Annotated in this window: 24 protein-coding genes; 8 read left to right on the top strand and 16 right to left on the bottom strand. The window is 65.5% G+C overall.

Annotated features, from left to right (window positions below; all coding sequences use genetic code 11):
- Nucleotides 1-22: 22 nt before the first annotated feature.
- Complete coding sequence (locus tag K6G35_RS21970; RefSeq protein WP_008651506.1) at nt 23-2,011, bottom strand: PhoX family protein; 1,989 nt, start codon at nt 2,009-2,011, stop codon at nt 23-25.
- A gap of 199 nt (nt 2,012-2,210) precedes the next feature.
- Here K6G35_RS21970 and K6G35_RS21965 point away from each other — a divergent pair, with 199 nt between their 5' ends.
- Both K6G35_RS21965 and K6G35_RS21960 read left to right on the top strand, forming a co-directional pair.
- Nucleotides 2,211-2,822 (top strand): IMPACT family protein, encoded by a 612-nt coding sequence (locus K6G35_RS21965; protein WP_008651505.1) that lies wholly within the window; start codon nt 2,211-2,213, stop codon nt 2,820-2,822.
- On the top strand, nt 2,819-3,127 hold the full coding sequence (locus K6G35_RS21960) for a 2Fe-2S iron-sulfur cluster-binding protein (protein ID WP_008651504.1): 309 nt from the start codon (nt 2,819-2,821) through the stop codon (nt 3,125-3,127). Before K6G35_RS21965 ends, K6G35_RS21960 begins: the two co-directional genes overlap by 4 nt.
- 80 nt (nt 3,128-3,207) lie before the next feature.
- Here K6G35_RS21960 and K6G35_RS21955 read toward each other — a convergent pair whose 3' ends face one another.
- The 7 genes from K6G35_RS21955 to K6G35_RS21925 form a co-directional block, all read right to left on the bottom strand.
- The gene (locus K6G35_RS21955) at nt 3,208-4,332 is read right to left on the bottom strand and encodes an extracellular catalytic domain type 1 short-chain-length polyhydroxyalkanoate depolymerase (RefSeq protein ID WP_035884475.1); all 1,125 of its coding nucleotides are present in this window, start codon (nt 4,330-4,332) and stop codon (nt 3,208-3,210) included.
- Nucleotides 4,333-4,435: 103 nt separating this feature from the next.
- Nucleotides 4,436-5,191: a sulfite exporter TauE/SafE family protein gene (locus K6G35_RS21950; protein ID WP_495677092.1), complete on the bottom strand. Its 756-nt coding sequence runs from the start codon at nt 5,189-5,191 to the stop codon at nt 4,436-4,438.
- Between the two features lie 18 nt (nt 5,192-5,209).
- A complete protein-coding gene (locus tag K6G35_RS21945) occupies nt 5,210-5,566 on the bottom strand; it encodes an antibiotic biosynthesis monooxygenase family protein (protein WP_008651500.1) in 357 nt (118 codons plus the stop codon).
- A gap of 15 nt (nt 5,567-5,581) precedes the next feature.
- Nucleotides 5,582-6,733: a cytochrome P450 family protein gene (locus tag K6G35_RS21940; RefSeq protein ID WP_286880344.1), complete on the bottom strand. Its 1,152-nt coding sequence runs from the start codon at nt 6,731-6,733 to the stop codon at nt 5,582-5,584.
- Nucleotides 6,734-6,863: 130 nt separating this feature from the next.
- Nucleotides 6,864-7,838 (bottom strand): cysteine synthase A, encoded by a 975-nt coding sequence (locus tag K6G35_RS21935; protein ID WP_008651497.1) that lies wholly within the window; start codon nt 7,836-7,838, stop codon nt 6,864-6,866.
- Between the two features lie 117 nt (nt 7,839-7,955).
- On the bottom strand, nt 7,956-9,464 hold the full coding sequence (locus K6G35_RS21930) for a class I adenylate-forming enzyme family protein (RefSeq protein WP_495677091.1): 1,509 nt from the start codon (nt 9,462-9,464) through the stop codon (nt 7,956-7,958).
- A 68-nt stretch (nt 9,465-9,532) separates the two neighbouring features.
- On the bottom strand, nt 9,533-11,179 hold the full coding sequence (locus tag K6G35_RS21925) for an acyl-CoA dehydrogenase family protein (protein ID WP_495677090.1): 1,647 nt from the start codon (nt 11,177-11,179) through the stop codon (nt 9,533-9,535).
- Between the two features lie 97 nt (nt 11,180-11,276).
- Between K6G35_RS21925 and K6G35_RS21920 the strand changes: the two genes are divergently transcribed.
- From K6G35_RS21920 to K6G35_RS21905, 4 genes are all read left to right on the top strand, one after another.
- Nucleotides 11,277-11,972 (top strand): TetR/AcrR family transcriptional regulator, encoded by a 696-nt coding sequence (locus K6G35_RS21920; RefSeq protein ID WP_035884472.1) that lies wholly within the window; start codon nt 11,277-11,279, stop codon nt 11,970-11,972.
- Nucleotides 11,973-12,158: 186 nt separating this feature from the next.
- Complete coding sequence (locus K6G35_RS21915) at nt 12,159-13,709, top strand: L,D-transpeptidase family protein (RefSeq protein ID WP_008651490.1); 1,551 nt, start codon at nt 12,159-12,161, stop codon at nt 13,707-13,709.
- Nucleotides 13,706-14,317, top strand: coding sequence for a YcbK family protein (locus K6G35_RS21910; protein WP_495677089.1), 612 nt, complete (start codon nt 13,706-13,708; stop codon nt 14,315-14,317). The genes K6G35_RS21915 and K6G35_RS21910 overlap by 4 nt, the downstream gene beginning before the upstream one ends.
- A gap of 216 nt (nt 14,318-14,533) precedes the next feature.
- On the top strand, nt 14,534-14,713 hold the full coding sequence (locus K6G35_RS21905) for a hypothetical protein (protein ID WP_035884470.1): 180 nt from the start codon (nt 14,534-14,536) through the stop codon (nt 14,711-14,713).
- A 13-nt stretch (nt 14,714-14,726) separates the two neighbouring features.
- On the opposite strand, the gene K6G35_RS21900 is transcribed toward K6G35_RS21905, so the two are convergent.
- From K6G35_RS21900 to K6G35_RS21890, 3 genes are read right to left on the bottom strand one after another with little or no spacing between them, the layout of a single operon-like run.
- Nucleotides 14,727-15,740, bottom strand: coding sequence for a tripartite tricarboxylate transporter substrate binding protein (locus tag K6G35_RS21900; RefSeq protein ID WP_495677088.1), 1,014 nt, complete (start codon nt 15,738-15,740; stop codon nt 14,727-14,729).
- Nucleotides 15,730-16,200 (bottom strand): MaoC family dehydratase, encoded by a 471-nt coding sequence (locus K6G35_RS21895; protein WP_008651486.1) that lies wholly within the window; start codon nt 16,198-16,200, stop codon nt 15,730-15,732. Before K6G35_RS21895 ends, K6G35_RS21900 begins: the two co-directional genes overlap by 11 nt.
- A 31-nt stretch (nt 16,201-16,231) precedes the next feature.
- Nucleotides 16,232-17,215, bottom strand: coding sequence for a tripartite tricarboxylate transporter substrate binding protein (locus K6G35_RS21890; RefSeq protein WP_495677087.1), 984 nt, complete (start codon nt 17,213-17,215; stop codon nt 16,232-16,234).
- A 206-nt stretch (nt 17,216-17,421) separates the two neighbouring features.
- Here K6G35_RS21890 and K6G35_RS21885 point away from each other — a divergent pair, with 206 nt between their 5' ends.
- Both K6G35_RS21885 and K6G35_RS21880 read left to right on the top strand, forming a co-directional pair.
- Nucleotides 17,422-18,333, top strand: a complete 912-nt coding sequence (locus tag K6G35_RS21885) for a LysR family transcriptional regulator (protein ID WP_495677086.1) — start codon at nt 17,422-17,424, stop codon at nt 18,331-18,333.
- A gap of 78 nt (nt 18,334-18,411) precedes the next feature.
- Nucleotides 18,412-19,614, top strand: a complete 1,203-nt coding sequence (locus tag K6G35_RS21880; protein WP_008651483.1) for a CaiB/BaiF CoA transferase family protein — start codon at nt 18,412-18,414, stop codon at nt 19,612-19,614.
- Between the two features lie 61 nt (nt 19,615-19,675).
- On the opposite strand, the gene K6G35_RS21875 is transcribed toward K6G35_RS21880, so the two are convergent.
- From K6G35_RS21875 to K6G35_RS21855, 5 genes are read right to left on the bottom strand one after another with little or no spacing between them, the layout of a single operon-like run.
- A complete protein-coding gene (locus tag K6G35_RS21875; RefSeq protein WP_008651482.1) occupies nt 19,676-20,968 on the bottom strand; it encodes a CaiB/BaiF CoA transferase family protein in 1,293 nt (430 codons plus the stop codon).
- A 17-nt stretch (nt 20,969-20,985) separates the two neighbouring features.
- Nucleotides 20,986-21,879, bottom strand: a complete 894-nt coding sequence (locus K6G35_RS21870) for a MaoC family dehydratase (protein WP_008651475.1) — start codon at nt 21,877-21,879, stop codon at nt 20,986-20,988.
- Between the two features lie 13 nt (nt 21,880-21,892).
- Nucleotides 21,893-22,291, bottom strand: coding sequence for a Zn-ribbon domain-containing OB-fold protein (locus K6G35_RS21865; RefSeq protein ID WP_008651474.1), 399 nt, complete (start codon nt 22,289-22,291; stop codon nt 21,893-21,895).
- Between the two features lie 14 nt (nt 22,292-22,305).
- Entirely contained in the window at nt 22,306-23,472 is a 1,167-nt protein-coding gene (locus tag K6G35_RS21860) for a thiolase family protein (protein WP_008651473.1), read from the bottom strand.
- A gap of 26 nt (nt 23,473-23,498) precedes the next feature.
- On the bottom strand, nt 23,499-24,608 hold the full coding sequence (locus K6G35_RS21855) for an acyl-CoA dehydrogenase family protein (RefSeq protein ID WP_495677085.1): 1,110 nt from the start codon (nt 24,606-24,608) through the stop codon (nt 23,499-23,501).
- Nucleotides 24,609-24,624 lie beyond the last annotated feature (16 nt).

The following is a 24,624-nucleotide window of genomic DNA, read 5'->3' as shown; positions in this document are numbered from 1 at the left end:
CAGGACCGGGCGGAACGCGGCGTCAGGCCCGCTTGCCGAGGCGGATCGCTGCCGGCGTCGCCGTCAGGTAGCCCACCGCCGCGCCAAACCGGTCCTTGTAGTTGGCGCGGACCAGCGGGTCGAGCTGTGCCTTGACCTTGTCGTGCAGGCCTGCTTCCCAGTCGCCAGGATGCTGGAAGTTGCTCATGATGTACGTCCAGCCATTGATCTCGTCCACCGCGTGCAGTCCGGTCGATTCCGCGCCGGCCGGGCACGACAGCACGCGCGACAACTGCTTCGTGTCGACGTTGTACGCCCACAGGAAGTTGTTGACGTGCGTGTTGCTGTCCTCGCCGACGAACAGCGTGCGCAGCGACTCCGAGAACTTGAGGTTGTCCGGCGTGGCCACCTTGTCGGGGTTGGCGAAGTTGCCAAGCGCATCCTGCGCCTTCTTGGGTCCGCCGCCGAGGTCTTCGGATACCAGTGCCGGCACCGGCGCCATGTCGACGGGCACCCATTCGCTGTCGATGCGCGCGCCAGCATGGTCGGTCTGGGCGCCACTCAGGTTCAGTTCGTACACGGCGCCGGAGTAGGGACCTTCCACGCGGATATCGCCCGCGTTCGCCGCGTTGCCGGCCAACATGCTCGATTCGATACGCGAGATCGCCGAGTACGCCTTGCGGTCCGCGATATTGACCGTCGTGCCTTCCATCTTGGTGAAGCCCAGGCTGCCACCCACGAGCGCCGCGTAACGATGGGTCTCCAGGAACGCCGCCGCCTTTTCCTGGCCCGGTGCCACCTTTACCCAGTTCGGCTTGCCATCGATCAGGATGCGCGTGTAAGCGCTATCTGCCGGGTCCTTGGCCTTGACGTCCATGATGTCGGAGACCTTGATGCCACTATCCACCAGCTTGCGGATCTCGTCGCTCGTCGCGCTGCCCAGCGCGATCCACGACAGCGTGGCCGCGCCCGGCCCCGTGCCGGAAGTCTGGTGCCACTTGGCCACATAGAGCTTGCCCGACGACAGATCGCGCGGACGATCGGCGATAAACATGAACAGGCCGCCGTTGGTGGCATCATCGCCCATCAGTACGGTGCGTTCGTCCGGCATCACCTGCACGAGTTCGTGCGAGATGCGGCCCAGGCAGTAATGCTTGCGGATCGAACCCGTGCCGTCGGCGTGCACGGTGACTTCGGGCAGATGGCCGTAGTGATAGGGATTGGCGCGGTCTGCGTCGCCATACAGGTTCTGGCTGAAGCCACGCAGGCGCTTGTCGGTGGCGGCCTTGACCGCATCCGGCTCGTACTCCTCGCTCGACAGGTGCGTGTTCCACGGCGACAGGCTCGCGCCACAGGTGATCCACAGGCCGTTCACCGCCGACGTATCCACGTTGTGATAGCGCACCGGGGTGAGCTTGCCAGTCTTCGGGTCCTGGTCGAGCGTGATGACGGCGATCGGCGACGGCAGCATGCCGTACATGTCACCGTTGGCCTGGTCGCGCGTGGTGTATTCGAACTGCACCACGGCGAACACCGTATTGCCCTTCACGCCATGCACGCGCGCGCCGCGCACGGTCAGCAGCGAGCTGCCGTCCGGGCAGTCCGAGAAGAACTGACGCGTCTTGCCGGGCACCGAGGTATCCATGATCGGGCGGTTATGGATGTCGTAGTAGCCGCCTGCCAGCACCTTGCCGCCCTTGCCATCGGGCAGCATGTCGCCGGTGACAAAGAAGGGCTGGTATGCCAGCGCATATTCCTGCGCGCTGTCGTCGCTGTAAGACACCTTGATCGACGAGCCAACCGTCGTCGTGGCCATCGCAGCCGGATTGTCGAGCGACGGCGCGGCCATGCCCGTGAACGTTGCCGACGTAAATGCCGCGCCAGCCTTGCGCCGGGGCGCGGCGGCGAACGCGGCCTCCATCGCGGTCATCCCACCCGCAAGACTCGCGGCGGCCGCGCCGATCGGGAGCATCGGGGCTCCACCAAGGATTTTCAGGGCACGGCGACGGGCAACGAGGGGTTGGTCGGACATGATGGTTTTATATGGGTGGATAGTTATGCGAATCGGGCACCGGGGCAATGTGGACGGAACGCCCCGTGGCGGATGATAAGCACCCAGCATGACAGTTTTTTGACGGTCAGCGAGCTGTCATGCGGCCTGGTTTCCGTAGCCAACCGTCGGCCTGCGCTACACTCGCCATCCTGCCCAGCGACCACTGCATTTCCCCGTCTTGCCTACCTACACGCTTGCCGCTCCAGTTCACGCCGACATCGAGATCCGCAAGAGCCGCTTTATCGCGCTGGCCGTGCCGGTGGCCGATCGTGACGCGGCGATGGCCGTGATTCAGGATCTGCGGGCGCAGCATCCCACCGCCACCCATGTGTGCTGGGCGCTGCTGGCGGGCGGACAGTCGGGCATGTCAGACGATGGCGAGCCTTCTGGCACGGCAGGCAGGCCGATCCTCGAAGTTCTTCGCCATCACGACCTCGACGGCGTGCTGGCGGCCGTGGTGCGGTACTACGGCGGCGTGAAGCTGGGCGCGGGCGGCCTCGTGCGGGCCTATACCGACGCCATCGCCAGCGCGCTCAAGGACGCCGAGCGTATCGAACGCATTGCGTACACCACGTTTGCCATCGAGATCGACTATGCCGACGAATCGCGCGTGCGACGCTGGCTGGAGCTGTCAGCCGCCGAAGGCTGCACGCTGGTCGACACCCGATATGACGCGTTGGCGACGCTGCTGATCCGCCTGCCCGCCACGCTGCGCGATGGCGCGATTGCCACGCTGCGCGACGCCACGCACGGCCGAGCCCGATTCCCGGATACCGAAGAGCAGGCATGACTGGCGACGGGAACACCTTCGACGACACCGAATACACGGCGTGCGTCCTGCCCGCAAATACACGGTTTGCCGCGCCGGCTTCGTTGAGTCTGCTTGAGGCGGCGCTGCTCGATGGCGTGTCGCTGCCCAGTTCGTGCCGCAATGGCACCTGCCGCGCCTGCATCAGCAAACTCCACGCGGGCAGCGTGCGTTACCGCGTGGAATGGCCAGGCCTGAGCCGCGACGAAAAGGAGGATGGCTACATCCTGCCCTGCGTGGCGTGTCCGACCAGCGACGTCGTGTTCGAACCCGTTGGCGCGGCCTGATCGCGCCATCATCCAGGGGCCAAGCCCTGCCCACGCTCTATCTGCGCTCTATCTGCGCTCGATCCGCGCGCTACCCACACTCAATCGTGACGACCGTTCACCGAAAAGAACCGTAGCGCGATCTTGAGTGCATCGGGGCCGGTGGGGTCGGCGAACGCCTGCCCCGGCGCGCCGCCGCTCCAGGCGTGACGCAAACCCTCCACCTTCACGAGCCGCAGGTACGGGCGTGCCCCGCTCTGCCAGTCGAGCACGTCCATCTCCCTGCGCGTGCCGCGGCGCACGCGCTTTGGCGGCAACGGGGCAGGTGCATGCACGCCATGTGGCACGAGGTCGAGCCACATGGCAGCCGTAGCCGTGGCGTTGTCGTAGGACACCACCGCATCCTCGTCGCCATGCATCAGCAGCAGCGGCGGAGGCCGACGTCCAGCCAGCAGCAACCGCGCCGCGTCAATGTCAGGCGCCCGCTCCCCACGCATCGCGCGTGACGCCTGCGACGCGTTGCTGGCACTGAACGGCGCGGCGCCGGAATGCGAACCCACGGCGGCAAAACGATCGGGATAGCGCAGACCCAGCATCATCGCCATGGCGCCGCCAGCAGACAAACCGAACGCGCAAACCCGGTCGGCCAGAACCGCGTAGCGCCGGCACGCATGATCGACCATCGACATCAGCAGCGCCGCCTCCGATGCGCCGCGCTCAGCGGGCCGGAACCAGTTCCAGCAGCGCTGGGCGTTGCCTTGCAGCGATTGCTCCGGCATCAGCACCACCCAGCGGGCGTCGCGCGCCACGGTGGCCACGCGGGCGCAGGCCGCAAAGCTGGCGGCATCCTGGCCGCAGCCGTGCAGCAACACCAGCAGCGGCGCTGGCCGCGCCGCGCTGACACCGGGCGGCACGAACACGCGATAGCGGCGCTGCGCCATGCTGCCGATACCGAGGCTGAAGCCCCACAGCCCTTCCTCCCAGATACCGCCGCCCTTGCTGACCGGGGATGGGGCTGGAGTCACAACCCCTGTGAAGGCCTGACGCGCGGCCTTGCCAACGGCACGCCCCATGGCCTTGCCGACCGCCTGGCCCTGCTGCCTGGCCACGCGCAACATCGGATTTGTCACTGTCTGCGCCACGGTGCGCTGCAGCCGGCGCGCGCTCCGCGCCGCCTGCCTGCCCAGCGTTGCCAACAGCCTAGTACCGCCCGTGCGCCGCTTCATACCGCATCGCCCTTTCGTGTCCGGTGCGGCAAGGCCATGCTAGCGCCGCGATCTGGGAGCCAGTATGGCAGGCGAATATGTCAGGAATCCTCGGCGGATGGGGTCAGAATGCTCCGCGTAGCGCCAGATCGACGCCAAGCAACAACAGACCACAGAAGAACAGGCGGCGGAAGCGCTCCGCGCTGATCCGGTGGCGCAGCCACTGCCCGAAGAACATGCCCCCGAGCGCGGGAACCAGCGCCAGCGCCGAGGCCCCCAGAACCGGCGTGTGCAGCAGCGCGCCGTCCAGCGCCAGGCTGACCGCCAGCGCAGTGGTAGACACGGTGAACGACAGCCCCAGCGCCTGGACCATGCTTTCCTTGTCCAGCCCAAGCCCCTGCAGGTAAGGCACGGCCGGAATCACGAATACACCCGTCACCGCCGTGATGGCACCAGTCACCAACCCGACCAGTGGCGCCAGCCAGCCTTCCGCGCGTGGCGGAACGTGCAGCCTCACGGCGGCCAGCCCGACGATCGCGTAGAGCACCAGCGCCACGCCCAATGCGTTGGTGGCATGTCCGAGAACCCGGGCCGGCACCAGCGCCGCGCAGATCCACGTGCCCGCGCAGATCGCCACGAGCATCGGCCAGAGCCGCTGCAGTAACGTGCCAAAACGCGGGCCGCTGAATAGCTGGACCACATTGGTCACCATCGAAGGCGCCACCAGTAGCGCGGCGGCCTGGGCAGGCGGCATGACCAGCCCCAGCAGGCCCACCGCCACTGTCGGCAGGCCCAGCCCGACCACCCCCTTCACGAAGCCGGCCAACAGAAATGTCAGGCCGATGAATGCAATCTCCTGCCCGATATCGAACGACGTCATTCGCATTGGCTCCGGGGATCAGGGTTGCGCCGCGTCGTGCACCGCGCGGCTGTCGGCCGGCGCTTCGTCGCGTTCATTCATGCCGTAATCGCGTATCACCTGCGCCACGCGCAGCCGATAGTTGGCAAACACGCCACCGCGCCCGGCCGCCTGCGCCTTGCGGTGGTCGAGCGTGTTGCGCCAGGCGATCACGGCCGCCTCGTCCCGGAAGAACGACAGCGAGAGCAGCTTGCCCGGCGTGGTCAGGCTCTGGAACCGCTCCACCGAGATGAATCCATCAATGGTTTCCAGCGTCGATTTCAGGTGCGCGGCAATCTCGAGGTAGGCGTCCTGACGCCCTGGCGCGGGCTCGACTTCAAAGATGATGGCGATCATGGTTGGGGGCTCCATTTAGTTGTTGGATGAAAAGCTGGGAATGCGCGCGTTGACGGATGGCCGATAGCGCACGCTGGCAGCAAGCCGGTCCGGGTGCACGTCGCGCGCGAGCAGCGCCTCGATCGTGCACGTGGCCAGCACGCGAGCCAGCGCATCGCCTGGGCAACCGTGCCGGCCCGCGCCAAAGGTCCACGCGCGATCGTCCACGGGGGCGGAAGGATCATGCGCCGCGGCGGCTAGCAACACCAGCACCGCATCGCCCGCCTTGACCTGCTGACCGCACAACATCGCATCCGCTGCCATGAAACGGCGCGTGTTCTGCACGGGTGGATCGATCCTTGCCACCCGATCTACGCTCGCTGCGATATCGGCCCCTTGCCAGCCAGATCTGCCGAGATAAACGAGCGTGTTGCCGATCAGCCCGGCCGTCGCTTCGCACGACTGGATCATCAGGCCGATCGCGTTTGCCGTCAGCGTGGCCGGATCCAACTTGCTGTCACCCCCTGCCTGCGCCAGCGCGACCAGCAAGCCGCTGCCTGCCGTAGCGCGATCGCCGGCGGTTTGCGCCAGGCGCGTCAGCCATTGCGCGGCAGCAACGCCAGCCTCAACATCCGCAGCGGATGCCAGCGGCGACATGGCCGTGGCAAACGTGGCAACGAAACCGGCCACCCGCGTCGAGACGTGACCGTCCGCATCGCGCTCGAGTGGAAGGCCCAGCAGATCGGCAATGGCAAGCACCGGTAGCGTGAACATCCAGCGATTGGCTTCGTGCGCGTCGTCGTGGTCCACGCGGGGCAATGCCGCTGCCAGCGCGCGGGCGCGACCGCGTACATCGGACAGATCCAGCGCCGCCATCTGCCGCGCCACGATTGCCTTCAACGGGGCATGGGGCACGCCGTCGTTCATACGGATCAGCCGTCCGAACAGGTCACCTGCGGCAGATCCGGCGAGCGACGGCGGAACGGGCTGCGCGACTGGCCGCACGCGACCATCGGCATGGTCCAGCACTTCCGCGACAGCCGCCGCACTGGCGGCGACCCACAGCTTCAGTGCGGGATCGAAGTGGAAGGGGCGAGTGCTCGCGAGGTCACGATAGTAAGGATAAGGATCGGCGTGCGTGACGGCTGCAATTGGATCGGCGGGGGCAAGGGAAGCGTTGGGGGGCATGGCCTGCTCGCATCTTGTAGATGCCACCCAGTATGGTTCGGCATCTCACTGGATGTTTCACGGCGACGCGAAATGTCGATTACAGCGCCAAGGCACCAGCACGGCACCAGCACGGCACCACCAAGCGCGGCTAACCCGCCACCAGCCCCTTCTGCGCCAGCCATTCGGCGTTGAACAACCGTGCCGAATACAAGCTGCCACGATCGCACAGTAGCGTCACGATGGTGTGACCCGGCCCCAGATCCTGCGCAATCTGCACCGCGGCCGCCACATTGATGCCCGTCGACCCGCCCACGTACAGCCCTTCCTCGCGCAGCAGGCGATAGACCATCGTCACGCAACGCTGGTCATCGATGCGCACCGCATCGTCGATTGGTGTGTCCGCGAGATTCGCCGTGATGCGGCTCGACCCGATCCCCTCGGTGATCGAATTGCCTTCGGCCCGGATCTGCCCGGTCTTCACGAAGCTGTACAGACCACTGCCGTGTGGATCGGCGAGCACCGTTCGCACCGCCGGGTTCTGCGCCTTGAGAAAGCGGGCAACGCCCGCAAGCGTCCCGCCTGTGCCGGTGGCGCAGACGAAAGCATCGACCTTGCCGTCGGTATCCCGCCAGATCTCCGGCCCCGTGGTCTCGTAGTGGGCCTGCCGGTTGACCGTGTTGTCGAACTGGTTCGCCCAGATCGCATTGTCGAGTTCCTGCGCCAGGCGCCCTGCCACCTTCTGATAGTTGTTGGGGTCGGCGTAGGGCACAGCCGGCACGGTGCGTACTTCGGCGCCGAGCACGCGCAGCAGGTCCATCTTCTCTTTCGACTGGGTCTCCGGAATCACGATCACGCAGCGATAACCACGCGCGGCACAGATATGCGCCAGGCCGATGCCGGTGTTGCCGGCTGTGCCTTCGACCACGGTGCCGCCGGACTTCAGCGTACCGCGCCGCTCGGCGTCGGCAATGATGTACAGGGCGGCGCGGTCCTTGACCGAGCCACCCGGGTTCAGGAACTCGGCCTTGCCGAGGATCTCGCAGCCCGTTTCCGCGCTGAGCTTGCCGAGCCTGATCAACGGCGTGTTGCCGACTGCGCCGATAAAACCGTTCCGCGTTGCCATCGCGCCTCCCGCATGCCCGAACCGTGCCAGTCATCCCTACAGCTTAGTCCGGGCATACGGATGGCGCGGATTGCGGGCCGGAAGCATCGTCCGGCGCACAACCGTCGGCCGGAGTCGCTACGTGAAGTCCGCGCGCAGCACGTGCTTCATCAGCTTGCCCGTGGGGGTACGTGGCAGCGTGTCGCGAATCAGGAACTCGCGCGGCACCTTGTAGCGCGCCAGCCGCTCGGCGGCGAAGGCCTTGATGTCCTCCGGGTCCGGCTGCGTGCCGGGCCTGGGCACCAGCACCGCCACCACGGTCTCGCCCCACTGGTCGTGTGGCCGGCCGATCACGGCAACGTCCTGAACGTCGGGGTGCGCCCCCAGTACGTCCTCGACTTCCTTCGAGTAGACGTTCTCGCCACCGGTAATGATCATGTCCTTGGTGCGATCCACCACGAACAGGAAGCCGTCGGCGTCCAGCCGGGCCAGATCTCCGCTGCGATACCAACCATCGCGCATGACTTCACGTGTGGCCGCTTCGTTATCGAGGTAGCCCAGCATATTGGAGTCGGCCTTGATCCAGATTTCGCCAATCTCGCCGGGGCCAGCATCGGCACCGTCCGTGCGCACCACGCGCATGTCCAGACCCGGCGTGGCCACGCGGCCAATCGAGCCCGCCTTGGCAACCTGTTCCTCCGGGTACAGCACGGTGCCGGACGGCCCGGTCTCGGTCATGCCAAAGACCTGATAGAAGCGATCGCTGCGATATAGCTGCGCAAGCTGGCGGGCGGTGTCCGCGCCGATCGGGCCGCCGCCATAGATCCATGCGCGGACCGACCCCAGATCGAACGCGGTAACGTCGATCTTCATCTGCAGCGGCAGCAGGTATGACGCTGGCGCGCCGAAGTACAGCGTGGCGCGCTCGTCCTGCGCCGTCTGCAGGAAATGCAGCGGGTGGTACTCGCGCAGCAAGATAACGGTGCCGCCGACGTACAGCGTGCCGAGCATCCAGTTGTTGAGCGGCGACGAGTGCCACAGCGGCATCGCCATCAACGTGCGCTCGTCGCGCTGCATCGACAACGCCAGCGCGGCGGTCATCCCTGCCATGCACACGGCCCGATGGGTCAGCACGCAGCCCTTGGGCCGGCCCGTGGTGCCGGACGTGTAGAGAATCTGGGCGATGGCGTCGTCGGCCGGCGGCGGCGGCGCATCGTAGGTGGCGGCCGCCGGCAATTGCGCGTCGAACGAATCGAACCCGGCCGCATCGGTGTTGGTGGCCAACAGCTTCACTGGCGTCTGCAGGCGAGAGACCACGGAAGCCAGGCTGCCGTCGAACACACACACCTTCACGCCCGCATGTTCGAGGATGTAGTCGACCTCCGCCGTCTGCAGCTTGTGGTTGACCGGCACCGCCACCGCGCCGAGCCGCCACGCACCGAACATCGCCGCCACCATACCCGGCGTGTTGAAGCACAGCACGGCCACGCGGTCACCCACGCCAACGCCGTGGTCGGCAAGCACGATGGCGGCGCCGCGCGACAACGCATCGAATTCCGCATAGGTGATCGACTGTCCGGCATACCGCAGGAACGGCTTGTCCGGATACTTGCGTACGTTGCTATCCAGCAAGGCAACGATGTTCATTGGGGCGTCTCCACGTTCTCTTTTGTATGTTCTCTTGTTGGCCGGCCTTGTGCTGGCCTTGCGGCGCCTTACTGCGTCCAGGCGCGACCCAGGATCGCGGCGTGCGCCACGCCGTCCGGCAGCATGCCGAACACGCGGCCCCATTGCGCGTCGAACCGGCTGGCGATAAACGCATCGGCCACCGCCGCCGGCGCATGTTCGCCGAGCAGGCGGGCCTGCACCAGCAGCACCAGAAGCTGCGCATGGCGGCGCGCAAGCCATTCCGTCGCCTCGCCCTGGGTCCGCAGCCCCGCGACCAGCGCCGTGGCCGCATCGCTCAGACGCGCGTCCTGACGGCAGAACGGCGCCAGGTCTTCCAGCAACGCCTGCATGGCCTGCCGCTCCCGGCTGATGGCACGGATCATGTCCAGCGCCATCACATTGCCCGATCCTTCCCAGATCGAAATCACTGGTGTTTCGCGATACAGGCGGCCCATCGGGCCTTCATCCATATAGCCGTTGCCGCCAAAGACCTCCATGGCCTCGCCAGACAGTTCCACGCTGCGCTTGGCCAGCCAGAACTTGGCCGCCGGCGTGACGATGCGCTTGTAGGCACGCTGCAGCGGATCTTCATCGGCCAGCGCGAAGGCCTCGGTCAGCCGCATCATCATCAGCGTGGCGGCTTCGGATTCGAGCGCCATGTCGGCCAGCACGTTGCGCATCAGCGGCTGATCGATCAGCGTCTTGCCGAACGCGCTACGGTGGCGGGTATGGTGCAACGCCTGGACCAGGCACTGGCGAATCAGGCCGGTGCTGCCCATCACGCAGTTCAGGCGCGTGAAAGTGGCCATTTCGATGATGGTGGGAATACCACGGCCTTCCTCGCCGATCATGCGCCCCCAGGCACCACGGAATTCCACCTCGCTGCTGGAGTTGGAACGATTGCCCACCTTGTCCTTCAGCCGCTGAATCTGCACCGCGTTCTTGGTGCCATCGGGCCGGTAGCGCGGCACGTAGAAGCAGGCCGGGCCGCTTTCCGTGCGGGCCACCACGAGGTGCGCGTCGCACATCGGCGCCGAGAAGAACCACTTGTGGCCGGTGATCAGGTACTCGCCGCCGCGCCCCTCGCCACGCAGCGGTTCAGCGCGCGTGGTGTTGGCCCGCACGTCGGAGCCACCTTGCTTCTCCGTCATGCCCATGCCGACCAGGATCGAGTCCTTCTGTTCCAGCGGGATATCCCGCGCATCGTACGTGCGCGAATAGAGCTTCGGCGCGAGCGCCGCGAACAGTTCGGGTTCGCGCTGCAATACCGGGATGCACGCGAAAGTCATCGAGTTCGGGCACTGCGAGCCCGCCTCGATCTGCCCGTGCATCGAGAATCCGGCCGCATAGGCAGCCCATGCGCCGGGACGTGGATCGGCGAACGGCTGTGCCACCAGGTTCTGCTCGCGCGCCATGCGCATGATGCCGTGCCAGCTCGGGTGAAACTCCACGCGGTCGATACGGCGGCCCTGGCGATCGAACGTGTGCAGCTCGGGCTTGAAGTGGTTGGCCTCCTCGGCCATGCGGATCGTCTCGGCGCTGCCAAGCCGCGCGCCGTAGGCGGATAGCTCGGTTTCGTGGGCACCCGCCCCCGCGCGGCGCACCGCCTCCTGCAAGGGAAGATCGGTGGTGTAGACGTTATAATCCTGCAGTTCCGTCACCACGTTGGTGACCTCGTGCGTGCTCCATTCCATGGGCATGTCTCCGTTGCGCCGGCTCGTCAGTCAAGCCGGTCTTGTCGACAACCAGTATAAGAATCCGTCCATCGCAAGGTGTTCGGGTTTCTCAGACATGAAAGCAGCGCGCCCCAAAGCTCCCACCACCCCCAATCCACCGAACCCGTCCGGCGCCCGGCGCCGCAAGCCAGCGCAATCGCGGGCCCGCGCCACGGCCGACGCCATCCGCGACGCGTTCTTCCAGCTTCTGGCCGAAAAGCCTTATGACCGCATCTCCATCCGTCAGGTGATCGGATTAGCCGGGGTCGGCATTGGCAGCTTCTACGAGTATTTTTCCTGCAAGGACGCGCTGGCGGCGGTCTGCATACATCTGCGCGTCAAGGCAATCGCGGCCACGATGCGCGCCAGCATCGACGCCCACCGCACCGAGCCCCTGCCCGCACGTGTGGATGCCCTGATCGACGCCCAGTCGGCCGCGCCGCTGGCCGAACCCGAACACTGGGCGGCGCTGTTTGTGGTCGAGCGCAAGGTGTCCGGCATCGAGGCGTTCCGGAACATGTACGCGGAGTTCGTGCAGCTCTGGATGGAAACGCTGTCCGACGGACCGGATTGGCCCGCCGATGCGCCGCTAGGCGCCACTGCCTTTGCCGTTCACGCGATGACGTACAGTCTGGTATCGCAAACCTTGATGACCGCGACGCGACCCGTCGATGCCGTGGCGCTTCGACGCGCGGTGGGCAATGCAGTGCATGGTTACCTGTCGATTCAAGCGCCGCTGGCTTACCGGATGCACCGCTTCGAGCCCGGCTGAACATCAGGCAGGCCGAATAGATTGCGCTAGATCGCGCCAGATCAAGCGCGCCCGCGAGCCGACCTTCGTCTTCGGATACGATGCCATCGTGAGCCTCTCTCTCAAACTTCCGGAATGCCGATGACCGCCACCGCAGTTATCTCGACCCGTCCCTCGACCCCCCACCCACGCCGGAAACGGACATGGATGCGAGCCGCGCTATGCGCCTGGTTCATCGGCGCCGCGACGTCCGCCTGGGCGCAGCCACTGTGGTTTGCCAACGGGCGCCCGACGCAAGCCGCGCAACAGGCCGTGGCCGCGCTGGCGGATGCGGGCGCGGATGGGCTGGAACCCCGGGATTACGACGCGGATGGCTTCAAGCGGGCCATCGCGCAGGCCGATTCCGGCACGGCCCTGGCGCCGGAATCGTTGGATCGGCTGGACAACGCGCTAACCGTGGCGATGCGCCAGTACCTGTCGGACCTGCACAAGGGGCGTATCGACCCGCGCCAGATTCACGTGAACTTCTCGGTAGCGGACGAAACACCGTTCGACCCCGACAGCTATCTGCACGCCGCCGTCGCCGCGAACCGGCTGCCCGCGGCGATTCACGAGGCGGCGCCATCGTTCCCGCTGTATCCGACGTTGCGCGACGCGCTGAGCCGCTATCGGGCCCTGGCCGCCCAGCCGCTCTGGAACACCCCGCTGCCGACGCCGCCGGGCAACAAGCTGACCATCGGGCAGCCCTATGACGGCCTGGCGCAAATGGCGCAGCGTCTGGAGGCATTGGGCGATCTGCCCCAAGGCACGCCGGTTCCGAAAAAGTACGAAGGCGCGCTGGTAACCGCGGTCGAGTCATTCCAGAAGCGGCATGGTCTAGATGCCGACGGCGTCATCGGACAAGGCACGCTGGCGCAACTCAACACAACACCGTCCGAACGCGTGAAGCAGATCGCGCTGACGATGGAACGCCTGCGCTGGACACCGTTGACGGCAGGCCCCCGCGTCATCGTCGTCAACATTCCCGAGTTCATGCTGCGCGCCTACGACTACGTCGACGGAAAGCTGGACATCAAGCTGGAGATGAAGGTCATCGTCGGCAAGGCGCTCAACACCCGCACGCCGATGTTCCGCGAGGACATGCGCTATATCGAGTTCAGCCCGTACTGGAACGTACCGCCATCCATCGCGCGCAGCGAGGTGGTGCCGAAATCGCGGCGCGACCCCGGGTATTTCACGCGACAGGGCTTCGAGTTCGTCTCGGGTGGCCAGGCGATTACCACGCTGTCGTCGGCCAATCTCGATGCGGTGCTGAACGGCCAGATGCGCATCCGGCAACGGCCCGGCCCGCTGAACGCGCTGGGGGACATCAAGTTCGTGTTCCCGAACAATCAGAACATCTATTTGCACCACACGCCGACCCCGCAATTGTTCCAGCGCGGCCGCCGCGATTTCAGCCACGGCTGCATCCGCGTGGAGGAGCCGGTGCAGTTGGCGCAGTTCGTGCTGCAAGACATGCCCGAGTGGACCGAGGAGCGCATCCGGCAGGCGATGAGCAAGGGGAAATCCAACACAATTGCGTTGAAGCAACCTTTGCCTGTTGTATTGGCGTACGGCACCGCCATTGCCAGAGCCGATGGACGTGTATATTTTCTGCCTGATATCTACGGACAGGACAAGCTGCTGGAGCAGGCGCTGCGGCAGCGCAACCCGCCGGCCACCGCACGCGCCGGCAAGCTCGCGCAGACCACACCATGACGCAATCGAAGACTCCCCCGCGCCGCCGCTTTCTGCACCGCGCCAGCGGCCTGATCCTCGGCACCGGCATTGCAGCACTTTCGACCGGCGCGGCACGGGCCAATACGCCGGACAACACGCCTGAGAACACACCTGACAGCGGCCCCGGCAACCCGCCGAATGCCCGCTCGCTATCGTTCCATCACACGCACACGGGCGAGAACATCTCGCTGGTGTATGCGATGGGTAGCGAAGTGCTGCCACAGGCACAGCTGGCGCTGAACCGCTTCCTGCGGGATCACTATTCGGGTTCGGTCGGCACAATCGACCCCCAGCTTTTCGGCCTGCTTTTCTCGTTGCGACGGGAGCTTGAGACAGACACCCCGTTCCAGGTCATTTCCGGCTATCGCAGCCCGGCCACCAACACCCGTCTGCGCAACACGCGGGGCGGCGGCGTGGCCAAGCACAGCCTGCATATGGACGGCATGGCTATCGATATCCGGCTGCCCGGCGTAGCGCTGGCTGATCTGCGCGATGCGGCCACCTCGCTGAAGATTGGCGGCGTCGGGTTCTACCAGCAAGAGGATTTCGTGCACGTCGATACCGGCCGTGTGCGGCACTGGGGATAAGGCGCCGGGATGAAATGCCAGGGCTAGGGCTGGCGGCAGCCAGCCCTCAATATGCCCTAAGCGTCTCATCATGCGGCCTTGATGGGCGGTATGCCCATCGGTCCCATGGCGCGAATAGTAGTGGTCTTGCTACACTTCGGGAAAACCCTATCAGGGAATCCACCAAGGATAACCAAGGGACCGACCAACCTGACCACGCCATCTGGCGCCCAGACCATGTCCACGCAAGTCGAAACCGTCTTTCTGCCCTACGGCGCAGCCTTCAACAAGACCCCTTCCAGCAACCAGGACAAGTCGTCGTGGTGGGGCAGCTACTGGGCCGGTGGCTGGGATCTGTACCTCGACAACGCCCGTGTCGTAGGCGAGGCGTTCAAGCCCGCGCAGCAGGACAGCTGAACGCCGCCGAGGGCTAGTCCGCCTTCAGTCCCAGACGCTGGACCATCGCCCGCTCAACCGAGATCTGCTCCGCCACGAAACGCTTGTAGGCGGCGCCATCCATGTACATGAGCGCCTGGTCCTGCCGCTTCAGCGCCGCGAGGTGAACCGGATCGACCGCCGCCTTGTGCAGCGCGTCTTCCAGTATCCGCACAACCGGCTCCTTCATGCCCTTCGGCCCCGCAATGCCGTAGGGGGATGCCGATACGATATCCAGCCCGAGTTCGCGCAGCGTTGGCACATCGGGCCAGCGCGTGGAACGACGCTCGGTCCAGAGGTTCAGCCATCTCAGCTTGCCGCTATCGACCAGCGTCCCGGCAGAACTGCCCGCCGCGCACATCGACACGTGACCGCCAAGCAGCGCGGGTATGCACTCGGCATCGCTCTTGTACGGAATCGCATTCAGCGAGATGCCCGTCTTCGCGCCGATCTCGAGCATCGTGACATGCGGCGTACTGAACTGCCCCGGCGAGCCATATGAATACTTGCCGGGCTCCGCACGCGCCGACTTCAGGAAATCACCCCAGGATTGCCATGGCGAGTCCGCACGCACCACGATGCCGAACGTGTAGCCCGAAATCCGTGCGAGGTATGTGAAGTCGCTCGCCGGATCGTAAGCCGTCTTCTGGATAAACGGCTGACGGAATACCGTGGCCGGAATCATGGCCAGCGTGTATCCATCGGGTTTCGCCCGCAGCAATGCCTGGGCGCCCAGCGTTCCCGACACGCCGGGCCGATTCTCCACTACCACCGATTGCCCTAGCGCCGTCTGCAACGCCACGGCGTACTGACGCGCGACGACGTCCGTCGTGCCACCCGGCGCGTAAGGGACGATCAGCGTGACCGGGCCAGACGGGAACTTGTCTTCCGCCGACACGGCGCTCGCGCACAAGGCGAGCGCGAGCAGGGCGATGGGCCGAATGAATCGGGTGGATCGGGTGGATCGGGTGGATCGGGTGGATCGGGTGGATCGGGTGCTAGCGCGCATCCGGCACCCGCTTGCGCAACAGGTACTTCTGCGTGCCTTCCATGACGCGCACGTCGTTCTGGTTACGGATCTCGGATTGCATCACCAGCACGCCGGTGGTGCGGCCCGGAATCAGCTCGCTGACCGTCAGGCTGCAATACAGCGTGTCCCCGACATAGACCGGCGCCAGAAAGCGGCTGCTCTGCTCGATAAACCCCTTCAGCGATTCCTCGACCATATGCGGAAACAACCCGGCGCCCGCTGCGGTCTGGATCAGCACCTGGAAGCCATGCGCCAGCATATGGGGCATGCCATGCGCGCGGCAGTACTCCACGTCATAGTGCACCGGATGGTTGTCGCCACTGGCCAGCTGAAACGCGGCGAACAGCGCATCGGTCATGGTCCGGGAGGGCAGGTTCATCCGCTCCCCGACTTCGAAATCCTCGAAATAGCGCTGGGCGCAGAGTTCGTGTCTGATCATCGTTCGGTCTTCCTTTTCCTGCGGCGCGACGTCAGTCGGCCTTCATGTTGGCGGCGACTGCCACGGGCTTCCACTTGGCGATCTCCGCGCGCACGAACTGCGCGAGCGCCTGCGGTGTTGGATTCGTTTCCAGCTGCAGCCCGAGATCGACGGCCTTGGCCTGCAGCGCGGGCTCCTTGAGCGTTGCGCCCAGCGTGTCCGTCAGCTTGCGGATAACCTCCGGCGGCGTGTTGGCCGGCGCAAACACGGCATTCCATGTATAGGCCTCGTATCCGGGCACAACTTCAGCCACCGCCGGCGCGTCGGGCGTCTGCGGCAAGCGCGCAGCCATCGTGGTGGCGAGCAGCTTCACGGTACCGGCACGGACCTGGGCCAGCCCGGTCGGCGCGCTATCGAACATAAAGGCCACGTGGCCGCCGATCAGGTCAGCCATGGCCGGCGCGCTGCCGCGATACGGCACGTGAACGGTTTTCGTGTCGCTCATGTAGTTGAGCAATTCCGCACCGAGATGCGGCGCGCTGCCCACCCCGGCAGAGCTGTAGTTGACCTTGCCAGGATGCGCCTTCAGATAAGCGATGAACTCCTTCAGGTTCCCCACCGGCAGCTTCTTGTTGACCACCAGCACCAGTGGCGCGCGCGCGGCCAGCCCCACCGGGGCGAAGTCCTCGATAGTGCGATACGGCAGTGCGTCATGGATGCTGGGATTGACCGCGTGCGCCACCGTGGTCAGCAGCAGCGTATAACCATCCGGGGTCGCCTTCGACACGTACTCGGTACCGACCAGCGTGCCCGCACCGGTCCGGTTCTCGATCACGATCTGGGCTTTCAATTGCCGGCTCCAGCCCGCTGCCAGCGCCCGCGCGAACGTATCGGTGGGGCCACCCGCCGCGTAGGGCACCACCAGGCGGATTGGCTTCGCGGGATAGCCAGCGTCAGCCGCTGCCGGCGTTGCGGTGGCCAGGAGCGCCCCGGCGCAGATCAGCGCTGCGCCAAGCCGGTAAAGCGATGGAATCATGAGGTTGTCTCCGTCCGGTTCTGTGGTGACCGGTAACGTCGTTGCAATGTCGCCATGCCATGGCGCGAGCGATCACTATAGAATCGACAACGCGGCTCGGGCCAGTCGAAAAGTACTGAGCCCCCTTAGAAGAATTCGAACCGCGATGCCTGAAGCGCCCCCTGGCCCCACGGCACCGATCGGCGCCGTGGCAACAGGAGACGACCTTGCGATTTGAGTTGACCGACCTTCGGGTCTTCGTGGCCATTGCCGAGGCGGGAAGCCTGACGATGGGTGCTTCCGACATGCATCTGACCGCGCCCTCCGCCAGCTATCGGCTGAAGAATCTGGAGCAGACCGTCGGCGTGCCGCTGTTCAATCGCACGCAGAAAGGCATGGTCCTGACGGCGGCCGGCGAGACCATGCTGCAGCACGCCAGGACGATTCTGGACAATGTGGAGCAGTTGCAGATCGGCATGCGGCGCCACACCGATGGCATCGAAGGCCACATTCGCGTTCACGCGAACAGCAGCACGATGTGCAACCTGCCCGTGGCCCTCAGCCGCTTTCTGGCGGCCTATCCCAATGTCAATGTCGACCTCGAGGAACACCTGAGCGCGGACAGCGTTCGCGCGGTGCTGGAGCAACGCGCCGATATCGGGCTGGTGGCAGGCGCCATCGACCTGCATGGCCTCGACTCCATCCTCTATGGCGCAGACGAACTACTGTTCGTGGTGCCGCCACGTCATCCGCTGGGCATGCGCGATAGCGTCTCGCTGGTCCAGGCGTTGCGCCACGAACTCGTATCGATCGGCAGCAAGAGCAGCAATTTCCTCTATCTGCAGGATATGGCAACGCGCGCCGGCATCGTCCCGCATGTGCGCGTCCATGCGCCGAATTTTCCGGCCGTGATCCGCTGCGTGCAGGAGGGCGCCGGCATCGCACTGGTACCGCGTTCCGTGGCGGAGCCGGCCATCGCGCAAGGGCTCGTCGAGGGCGTGGTGCTGGACGAACCCTGGGCCATGCGCGAGCAGCGCGTGGTCGCGCGCAGCCTTCAGAGCTTGCCGGACTACACGCGTGCGTTCATTCGCTTTCTGACGGAATCCAGCGAGTCACTCCCTGCCACCACCCTGCGTTAGATGAGTTTGAAGCCGTGTAAGGAAATATCGACTGGCTTCGTCACACACGTCACTCCATACTCGGCCATCCCACGCCTAATGGAGCCCGCCGTGCCCCCTGCAGTTCTTCCCCTGGAAGGCGTCACCGTCGTCGCGCTGGAACATGCCGTCGCCGCCCCGTTCGCCAGCCGTCAACTTGCCGATCTTGGCGCGCGCGTCATCAAGATTGAACGCCCTGGTGTCGGTGATTTCGCGCGCGGCTACGATAAGACCGTGCACGGCATGTCGTCGTTCTTCGTTTGGGCCAACCGGGGCAAGGAAAGCCTGTCGCTCGATCTGAAGCATCCCGACGCGGCAGACATCCTTCAGCAATTGCTTGGCGAGGCTGACGTGTTGATCCAGAACCTCGCGCCCGGCGCCGCCGATCGGCTCGGACTAGGCTTCGACGCGCTGCACACCCGCTTTCCAAAGCTGATCGTGTGCGACATATCGGGCTATGGCGACCACGGCCCCTATCGCGACAAGAAGGCCTACGACCTGCTGATCCAGGCGGCGGCTGGCCTGATATCGGTCACCGGCGGTGAGGACGCGCCGTCGCGCGCCGGGATCTCGATCGCCGACATCGCGGCCGGCATGTACGCCTACTCGGGCATCCTCTCGGCGCTGCTGCTGCGTGCCCGCACCGGCGTGGGCGAGCGCGTGGAAGTCACCATGCTGGAAGCGCTCGGCGAGTGGATGTCGTATCCGCTGAACTTCGCGCACTATGGCGGCACACCGCCCGCCCGGCATGGCCTGGCACATCCCTCGATCGCGCCGTACGGCCACTATCGCACCGGCGACGGCGGCAGCGTGATCTTTGGACTGCAGAACGATCGGGAGTGGCAGCGCTTCTGTCTGAACGTTCTGGACGATGCGGCCCTGGCGAACGACCCGCGCTTCACGACGAACCTGGAACGCGTGAATCATCGCGAGGCGCTGGACGTGGAAATCGGCAAGCACCTGAACCGGATGACGCGCGACGAACTGATCGAACGTCTCGATCAGGGCGGCATTGCGAACGCACCGCTGAACGACATGCACGACGTCTGGAACCATCCGCAACTGGCAGCGCGCCAACGCTGGCGTGAGGTTGCGACGCCCGCCGGATCGATCCAGGCCCTGTTGCCGCCCGCCACGCTGGCAAACGCGCCAGCGCGCATGGGTGATGTGCCGGATCTCGGAGAACACACTGCCGCCATTCTGGGCAAGCTTGGATACACCGAGGCGCAACTGGAAGCGCTACGCCAGCAAGGGGCGATCTAGCACCACACACAAAAAAAGACCGGCAGTGCCTTGCACTGTCGGTCTTTTTTTAAGGCTTGTTTTACAGAATACCCTTGGCGCGCAAGTTCGCGACTTCGTCGGAACCAAGCTTGAGATTGTCGCGCAGCACCTCGTCCGTATGCTGGCCGAGCCCCGGTGGCGCGTAACGCACCGTCGTGGGCGTCTCCGACAGCCTCAGCGGGCTGGCCGTGCTGCAGATCCGGTTCACGCTATCCGACGGGGGACATCCTGCCTCCCCGTAGCGCTCCTGCTCGACGCGCAGCCCGCGATGCTGGACATGCTCGTCGGCAAATGCCTGGGCGATATCGTTGATCGGACCGCAAGGCACTGACGCAGCCTCCAGCAGACGAATCCATTCGCTGGTCGGCCGGGTCCGCGTGACCTCGCTCATCATCGGAATCAGCGTCCGGCGATGCGTGACCCGGGCGCTGTTGGTGGCGAACCGCTCATCGCGCGCCCAGTCGACATCGGCGGCTTCGCAAAAACGCACGAACTGGCCGTCGTTGCCGATGGCAAGCAGCATGTCGCCGTCCTGTGTCGGGAAATCCTGATACGGCACGACGCTCGGGTGCGTGTTGCCCTGGCGGGTCGGCACAACACCCGCGTTCAGGTATCCCGCGCCCTGATTCGCCAGGACCGCCATGGCAACGTCGAGCAGCGCGACATCGATATGCTGGCCTCGGCCGGTGAAGTGCCGTGCCTCCAGCGCGCCAAGAATGGCCGTGGTGGCGTACATGCCCGTGAACACGTCGATCACGGCGACGCCCACGCGCACCGGGCCCGCGCCGGGCTCTCCGTCGGCCTGGCCAGTGATGCTCATCAGGCCGCTCATGGCCTGGATCAGCAGGTCATAGCCGGGACGTGCCGCGTAGGGACCGGTCTGACCGAAGCCCGTGACCGAGCAGTAGATCAGGCGCGGATTCAGCGCGCTGAGCGAGTCATAGTCGAGCCCGTAGCGCTTGAGGCCACCGGTCTTGTAGTTCTCGATGACCACGTCGCTCTGCATCGCCAGTTCACGGATCAGCTTCTGCCCTTCCGGCTTGGCGATGTCGATCGTCACCGAGCGCTTGTTGCGATTGCACGCGGCAAAGTAGCTCGCCTGGCTCGTGGGCCCATCTTCGTCTTGCAGATACGGAGGCCCCCAGTGCCGGGTGTCATCACCCGCGCCGGGTTTCTCGACCTTGATCACGTCCGCGCCCATGTCGGCGAGGTTCTGCGTGCACCACGGCCCGGCCAGCACGCGCGATAGATCCAGCACGCGGATATGGCTCAGGGCGCCGGTCTGCCGGGACGGCAGCGGCAGACCGGTGGTCGAATCGGTGGGTGTCGTCATGGGAATTCGTTGGGTATTCAGGCGATCTCCGCCCAGCCGTGGCTGAGCACGACCTTGTCGCGCTCCAGCACCTTGGCGCGCAACTGGAACTGATTAGGCTGAGCGGGATCGCGCCAGATCTCGGTGACGAGCGTTTCGCCCGGAAACACCGGTGATGCGAAGCGGATATCGAACGCGCGCAGCCGTGCCGGGTCATGACCCGCGCATTGCCTCAGCAGCGCATGCGCAACGAGGCCGTAACTGGCCAGGCCATGCAGGATCGGCCGCTCGAATCCCGCTGCCGCCGCCACGGCAGGGTCCGCGTGCAGCGGATTGAAATCGCCCATCAGGCGATACAACAGCGCCGCTTCAGGACGCGTCGGCTGCGTATCGACAAAGTCAGGCGCCCTGTCTTCAGGTGTCGGCCGCAGCGCGGGCAGTGGATCATCGCTCGGTTGCCCGCCTTCCGCCTGACTGTAGCCGCCATCGCCACGCAGGAACGACACCTGCTGGACGGTCGCCAGCAGTTCACCCTGTGCGGTTTCCAGCTTCCGCTCGGTCACCATGATGGCTCCCTTGCCGGCGCCCTTGTCGGTCAGGTGCGTGATGCGGTTATGACCGACAACCTCTGCCTCTGCGGGCAACGGACGGTGCAGCCGCAGCCGCTGTTCGCCGTGCAGCAGCTTGACCCAGTCGATACCGGTATCTGGCTCGCGTGCCCAGAAGCCGGGATAGCCCAGCACCACCGCTTGCGACGGCAGCGCGCGCAGCCCGCCGGCAGCGCCTTCGTAGACAAAAGGCAATGCCGATGCATTCATCGGATCATTGCCCAGGCCCAGGCTCAGCGCGTACAGCATGGTGTCGCGCGCGGTGTAGTGCTGACGGACCGGCGCGAACGGCCGGTTCCGCAGGTGCTGGTAGCTGATCGGCATCCTTCCCTCTGGTTCAGACCGGTGCGAAGACAGGGACCGGCGCGCCGCCGTCGGTCTCGGCGAACCGCACCTTCACGCGCTGGCCGATGTGTACGGTATCGAGATCGGTGTCGACGATATTCGTCATCATCGTCACGCCGTCATCGAGCTTCACATAGGCGATGCAGAACGGATTGGGGCCGGCGCGACGCGTGATGCTGAACGAGTAGATCTCGCCCTGCCCGCTGGCGGTCTTCCACTCGGTATCACCCATGCAGAACGGGCACAACGTGCGCGGATACCAGTGCGGCTTGCCGCAGGACTTGCATTGGCGCACCAGCAGTCGCCCCTCGCGGGCGGCCTGCCAGAAGGCGGTGTTGTCAGGCTGCTCGTCGGGAGCCTTGTACGGAGTGGGGACGTAAGGAGTCGTCATCTGTGGCATCCCTGTTATTCGCGTTCGAGGATCAGCGTGGCGGAACCATGGCGTGAGCCCATGTAGCCGCCGGTACCCTGGGCCAGCGCCAGGTCGCAGTTCTTCACCTGCACCGCCGGGTGGGCTTCGCCGCGCAACTGGCGCACGGCTTCGATCACCTTGGTGATGCCGCCACGGTTGGCCGGGTGGTTGTTGCAGAGACCGCCGCCATCGGTATTGAACGGCAGCTTGCCCACGCCGGAGATCAGGTTGCCGTCCATCACGAACTTGCCGCCTTCGCCCTTCTTGCAGAAGCCCAGGTCTTCCAGCTGCATCAGCACGGTGATCGTGAAGCTGTCGTAGATCGACGCGTACTTGATGTCTGCCGGGGTGACACGGGCTTCCTCGAAGGCTGCAGCGCCGGAGAAACGCGCGGCGGACCACGACAGGTCCACCTGGCCGCCCAGCAAACCCTTCACGTGCTCGCCAGCGCCCAGGATCTTGATCTTCGGGCGATTGAGCTTGGCTGCGATTTCCGGGCGGGCCACGATGAGGGCGCCGCCACCATCGGACACCACGCAGCAGTCCAGCCGGTGCAGCGGGTCCGAGATCATCGGGGAGTTCACCACGTCCTCGACGGTGACAACTTCGCGCAACATGGCGTTTGGGTTGTACTGGGCGTGATGCGACGCGGCCACCTTGACCCACGCGAGCTGCTCGGGCGTGGTGCCGAATTCGTACATGTGCCGCTGGGCAACCATCGCGTACAGGTTGACCGTCACCGGGTTGAACGGTGCCTCGAACGGCTGGTCTGGCAGGTTCGCGCCCCAGTTGCGTGCCTGCGTGCCGCTCGAACCTTCCGAACGCGGACGGCCGGCCAGCGTGATCAGCGCCACGTTGCACTTGCCGGCGGCGATGGCCTGCGCGGCGTGCGAGACGTGAGCGATGTAGGAGGACCCGCCCATTTCGGTCGAATCCACATGGCGCACGTTCAGGCCGAGATAATCGACCATGTTCACCATGCCGAGGCCCGGGGCGTCACCGGCGCAGAAGTAGCCGTCGACGTCGGCCAGCGACAGACCCGCGTCCTCTAGCGCGCCCTTGGCGCTTTCCGCGTGAAGCTGGGCAACGGTCTTGTCCGGTGCCTTGCGGGTCGGGTGCTCGTACGCCCCGACGATATATGCCTTGCTATTGATGGTCATGAACAGTCATCCGTTATCGGGTCTTGTCAGGCCGCCATGGCTTCGCCGTAGCGTTCCAGGTGGAGGTCGGTATCGCCCAGCAGGACGTCTACCATGGTCAGCGCCTTGAAATAGTCGCCAACCTCCAGTTCATCGGTCATACCCATGCCGCCGTGCAACTGCACCGCCTGCTGGCCGGCGAAGCGCGCGGCCTTTGCCGTGACGACCTTGGCGGCGGACACCTTGCGGCGGCGCTCGGCCGCGTCGGTGGCATCGAGGCCCTGCGCGGCCACGTAGGCCATCGACAGCGCCAGTTCCTTCTGCAGCAGCATGTCGGCCACGCGGTGCTGAAGGGCCTGGAAAGAAGCCAGCGGCTTGCCGAACTGCTTGCGAGTGCCAAGGTACTCGGCGGTGATCTCGATCAGCCGTTCGATGGCGCCAGCCGCCGCCGCGCATTGCGCCGCAACGCCGTGATCGAGTCCAAGCTCCAGGGCCTCGAGACCGTTCGTCGTGACCAGCGTGGCGGGCACGTCGGTGAGTTGCAGGTCCGCGCCCGACAGTCGGTCCATGGTCGGATAACCGGTTACCGTCAGCCCCTTCGCGTCGCGGCTCACCAGGAACAGCGCCAGCGCGCCGTCGAGCATCGCCGAAACAATGTACGTATCAGCCGCCGCGCCATGCCAGACCACCGACTTCCGGCCATTGAGCACATAGCCGTCGGCACCGGCCTTGCGGGCCGTCGTCCTGGCGACTTCGGGGCGATAACGCGAATCCGGCTCCAGATAGGCCAGCGTGAAGATCTTGTCGCCACTCGCGATGGCGGGCAGCCACTCGGCCTGCAGGGCAGCAGGCGCGTGATGCGCGAGGATCGCCGTGGCGATGACCCCGCTCGGGATCACGGGCTCCTGCACGAGCGCGCGCCCCAGTTCTCGCTGCACGACAACCTGGCTGGTCGGGCCGTGGCCAAAGCCACCGTGGTCAGCCGGCACGGCCAGCCCGAGCACGCCCATCTCCGCCAGCGACGACCAGATGCCCCGGTCGAAGCTGCCGTGTTCGCGCGCGTTGCGACGGCGCTTCTCGAAGGTGTACTCGGATTCGACAAAGCGGCGCAGGCTGTCGGCGAGCATCCGCTGTTCTTCGCTATATGTGAAATCCATGCTTGTCGTCCTTTCG

Source organism: Cupriavidus sp. HY129, from assembly GCF_059492215.1.
Note: the sequence above shows the minus strand (reverse complement) of the source record. Positions and strands in the feature narration are given on the sequence as shown.

What these genes read in the sequence shown, in the direction of transcription:
- K6G35_RS21910 (WP_495677089.1), top strand. Translation starts at nt 13,706, where the DNA reads ATGACGCAATCGAAGACTCCCCCGCGCCGCCGCTTTCTGCACCGCGCC.
- K6G35_RS21930 (WP_495677091.1), bottom strand. Translation starts at nt 9,464, where the DNA reads ATGAACATCGTTGCCTTGCTGGATAGCAACGTACGCAAGTATCCGGAC.
- K6G35_RS21945 (WP_008651500.1), bottom strand. Translation starts at nt 5,566, where the DNA reads ATGATCGCCATCATCTTTGAAGTCGAGCCCGCGCCAGGGCGTCAGGAC.
- K6G35_RS21915 (WP_008651490.1), top strand. Translation starts at nt 12,159, where the DNA reads ATGCGAGCCGCGCTATGCGCCTGGTTCATCGGCGCCGCGACGTCCGCC.
- K6G35_RS21905 (WP_035884470.1), top strand. Translation starts at nt 14,534, where the DNA reads ATGTCCACGCAAGTCGAAACCGTCTTTCTGCCCTACGGCGCAGCCTTC.
- K6G35_RS21900 (WP_495677088.1), bottom strand. Translation starts at nt 15,740, where the DNA reads ATGCGCGCTAGCACCCGATCCACCCGATCCACCCGATCCACCCGATCC.
- K6G35_RS21960 (WP_008651504.1), top strand. Translation starts at nt 2,819, where the DNA reads ATGACTGGCGACGGGAACACCTTCGACGACACCGAATACACGGCGTGC.
- K6G35_RS21920 (WP_035884472.1), top strand. Translation starts at nt 11,277, where the DNA reads ATGAAAGCAGCGCGCCCCAAAGCTCCCACCACCCCCAATCCACCGAAC.
- K6G35_RS21860 (WP_008651473.1), bottom strand. Translation starts at nt 23,472, where the DNA reads ATGACCATCAATAGCAAGGCATATATCGTCGGGGCGTACGAGCACCCG.
- K6G35_RS21970 (WP_008651506.1), bottom strand. Translation starts at nt 2,011, where the DNA reads ATGTCCGACCAACCCCTCGTTGCCCGTCGCCGTGCCCTGAAAATCCTT.
- K6G35_RS21855 (WP_495677085.1), bottom strand. Translation starts at nt 24,608, where the DNA reads ATGGATTTCACATATAGCGAAGAACAGCGGATGCTCGCCGACAGCCTG.
- K6G35_RS21890 (WP_495677087.1), bottom strand. Translation starts at nt 17,215, where the DNA reads ATGATTCCATCGCTTTACCGGCTTGGCGCAGCGCTGATCTGCGCCGGG.
- K6G35_RS21925 (WP_495677090.1), bottom strand. Translation starts at nt 11,179, where the DNA reads ATGGAATGGAGCACGCACGAGGTCACCAACGTGGTGACGGAACTGCAG.
- K6G35_RS21895 (WP_008651486.1), bottom strand. Translation starts at nt 16,200, where the DNA reads ATGATCAGACACGAACTCTGCGCCCAGCGCTATTTCGAGGATTTCGAA.
- K6G35_RS21875 (WP_008651482.1), bottom strand. Translation starts at nt 20,968, where the DNA reads ATGACGACACCCACCGATTCGACCACCGGTCTGCCGCTGCCGTCCCGG.
- K6G35_RS21880 (WP_008651483.1), top strand. Translation starts at nt 18,412, where the DNA reads ATGGAGCCCGCCGTGCCCCCTGCAGTTCTTCCCCTGGAAGGCGTCACC.
- K6G35_RS21955 (WP_035884475.1), bottom strand. Translation starts at nt 4,332, where the DNA reads ATGAAGCGGCGCACGGGCGGTACTAGGCTGTTGGCAACGCTGGGCAGG.
- K6G35_RS21935 (WP_008651497.1), bottom strand. Translation starts at nt 7,838, where the DNA reads ATGGCAACGCGGAACGGTTTTATCGGCGCAGTCGGCAACACGCCGTTG.
- K6G35_RS21870 (WP_008651475.1), bottom strand. Translation starts at nt 21,879, where the DNA reads ATGCCGATCAGCTACCAGCACCTGCGGAACCGGCCGTTCGCGCCGGTC.
- K6G35_RS21940 (WP_286880344.1), bottom strand. Translation starts at nt 6,733, where the DNA reads ATGCCCCCCAACGCTTCCCTTGCCCCCGCCGATCCAATTGCAGCCGTC.
- K6G35_RS21865 (WP_008651474.1), bottom strand. Translation starts at nt 22,291, where the DNA reads ATGACGACTCCTTACGTCCCCACTCCGTACAAGGCTCCCGACGAGCAG.
- K6G35_RS21950 (WP_495677092.1), bottom strand. Translation starts at nt 5,191, where the DNA reads ATGACGTCGTTCGATATCGGGCAGGAGATTGCATTCATCGGCCTGACA.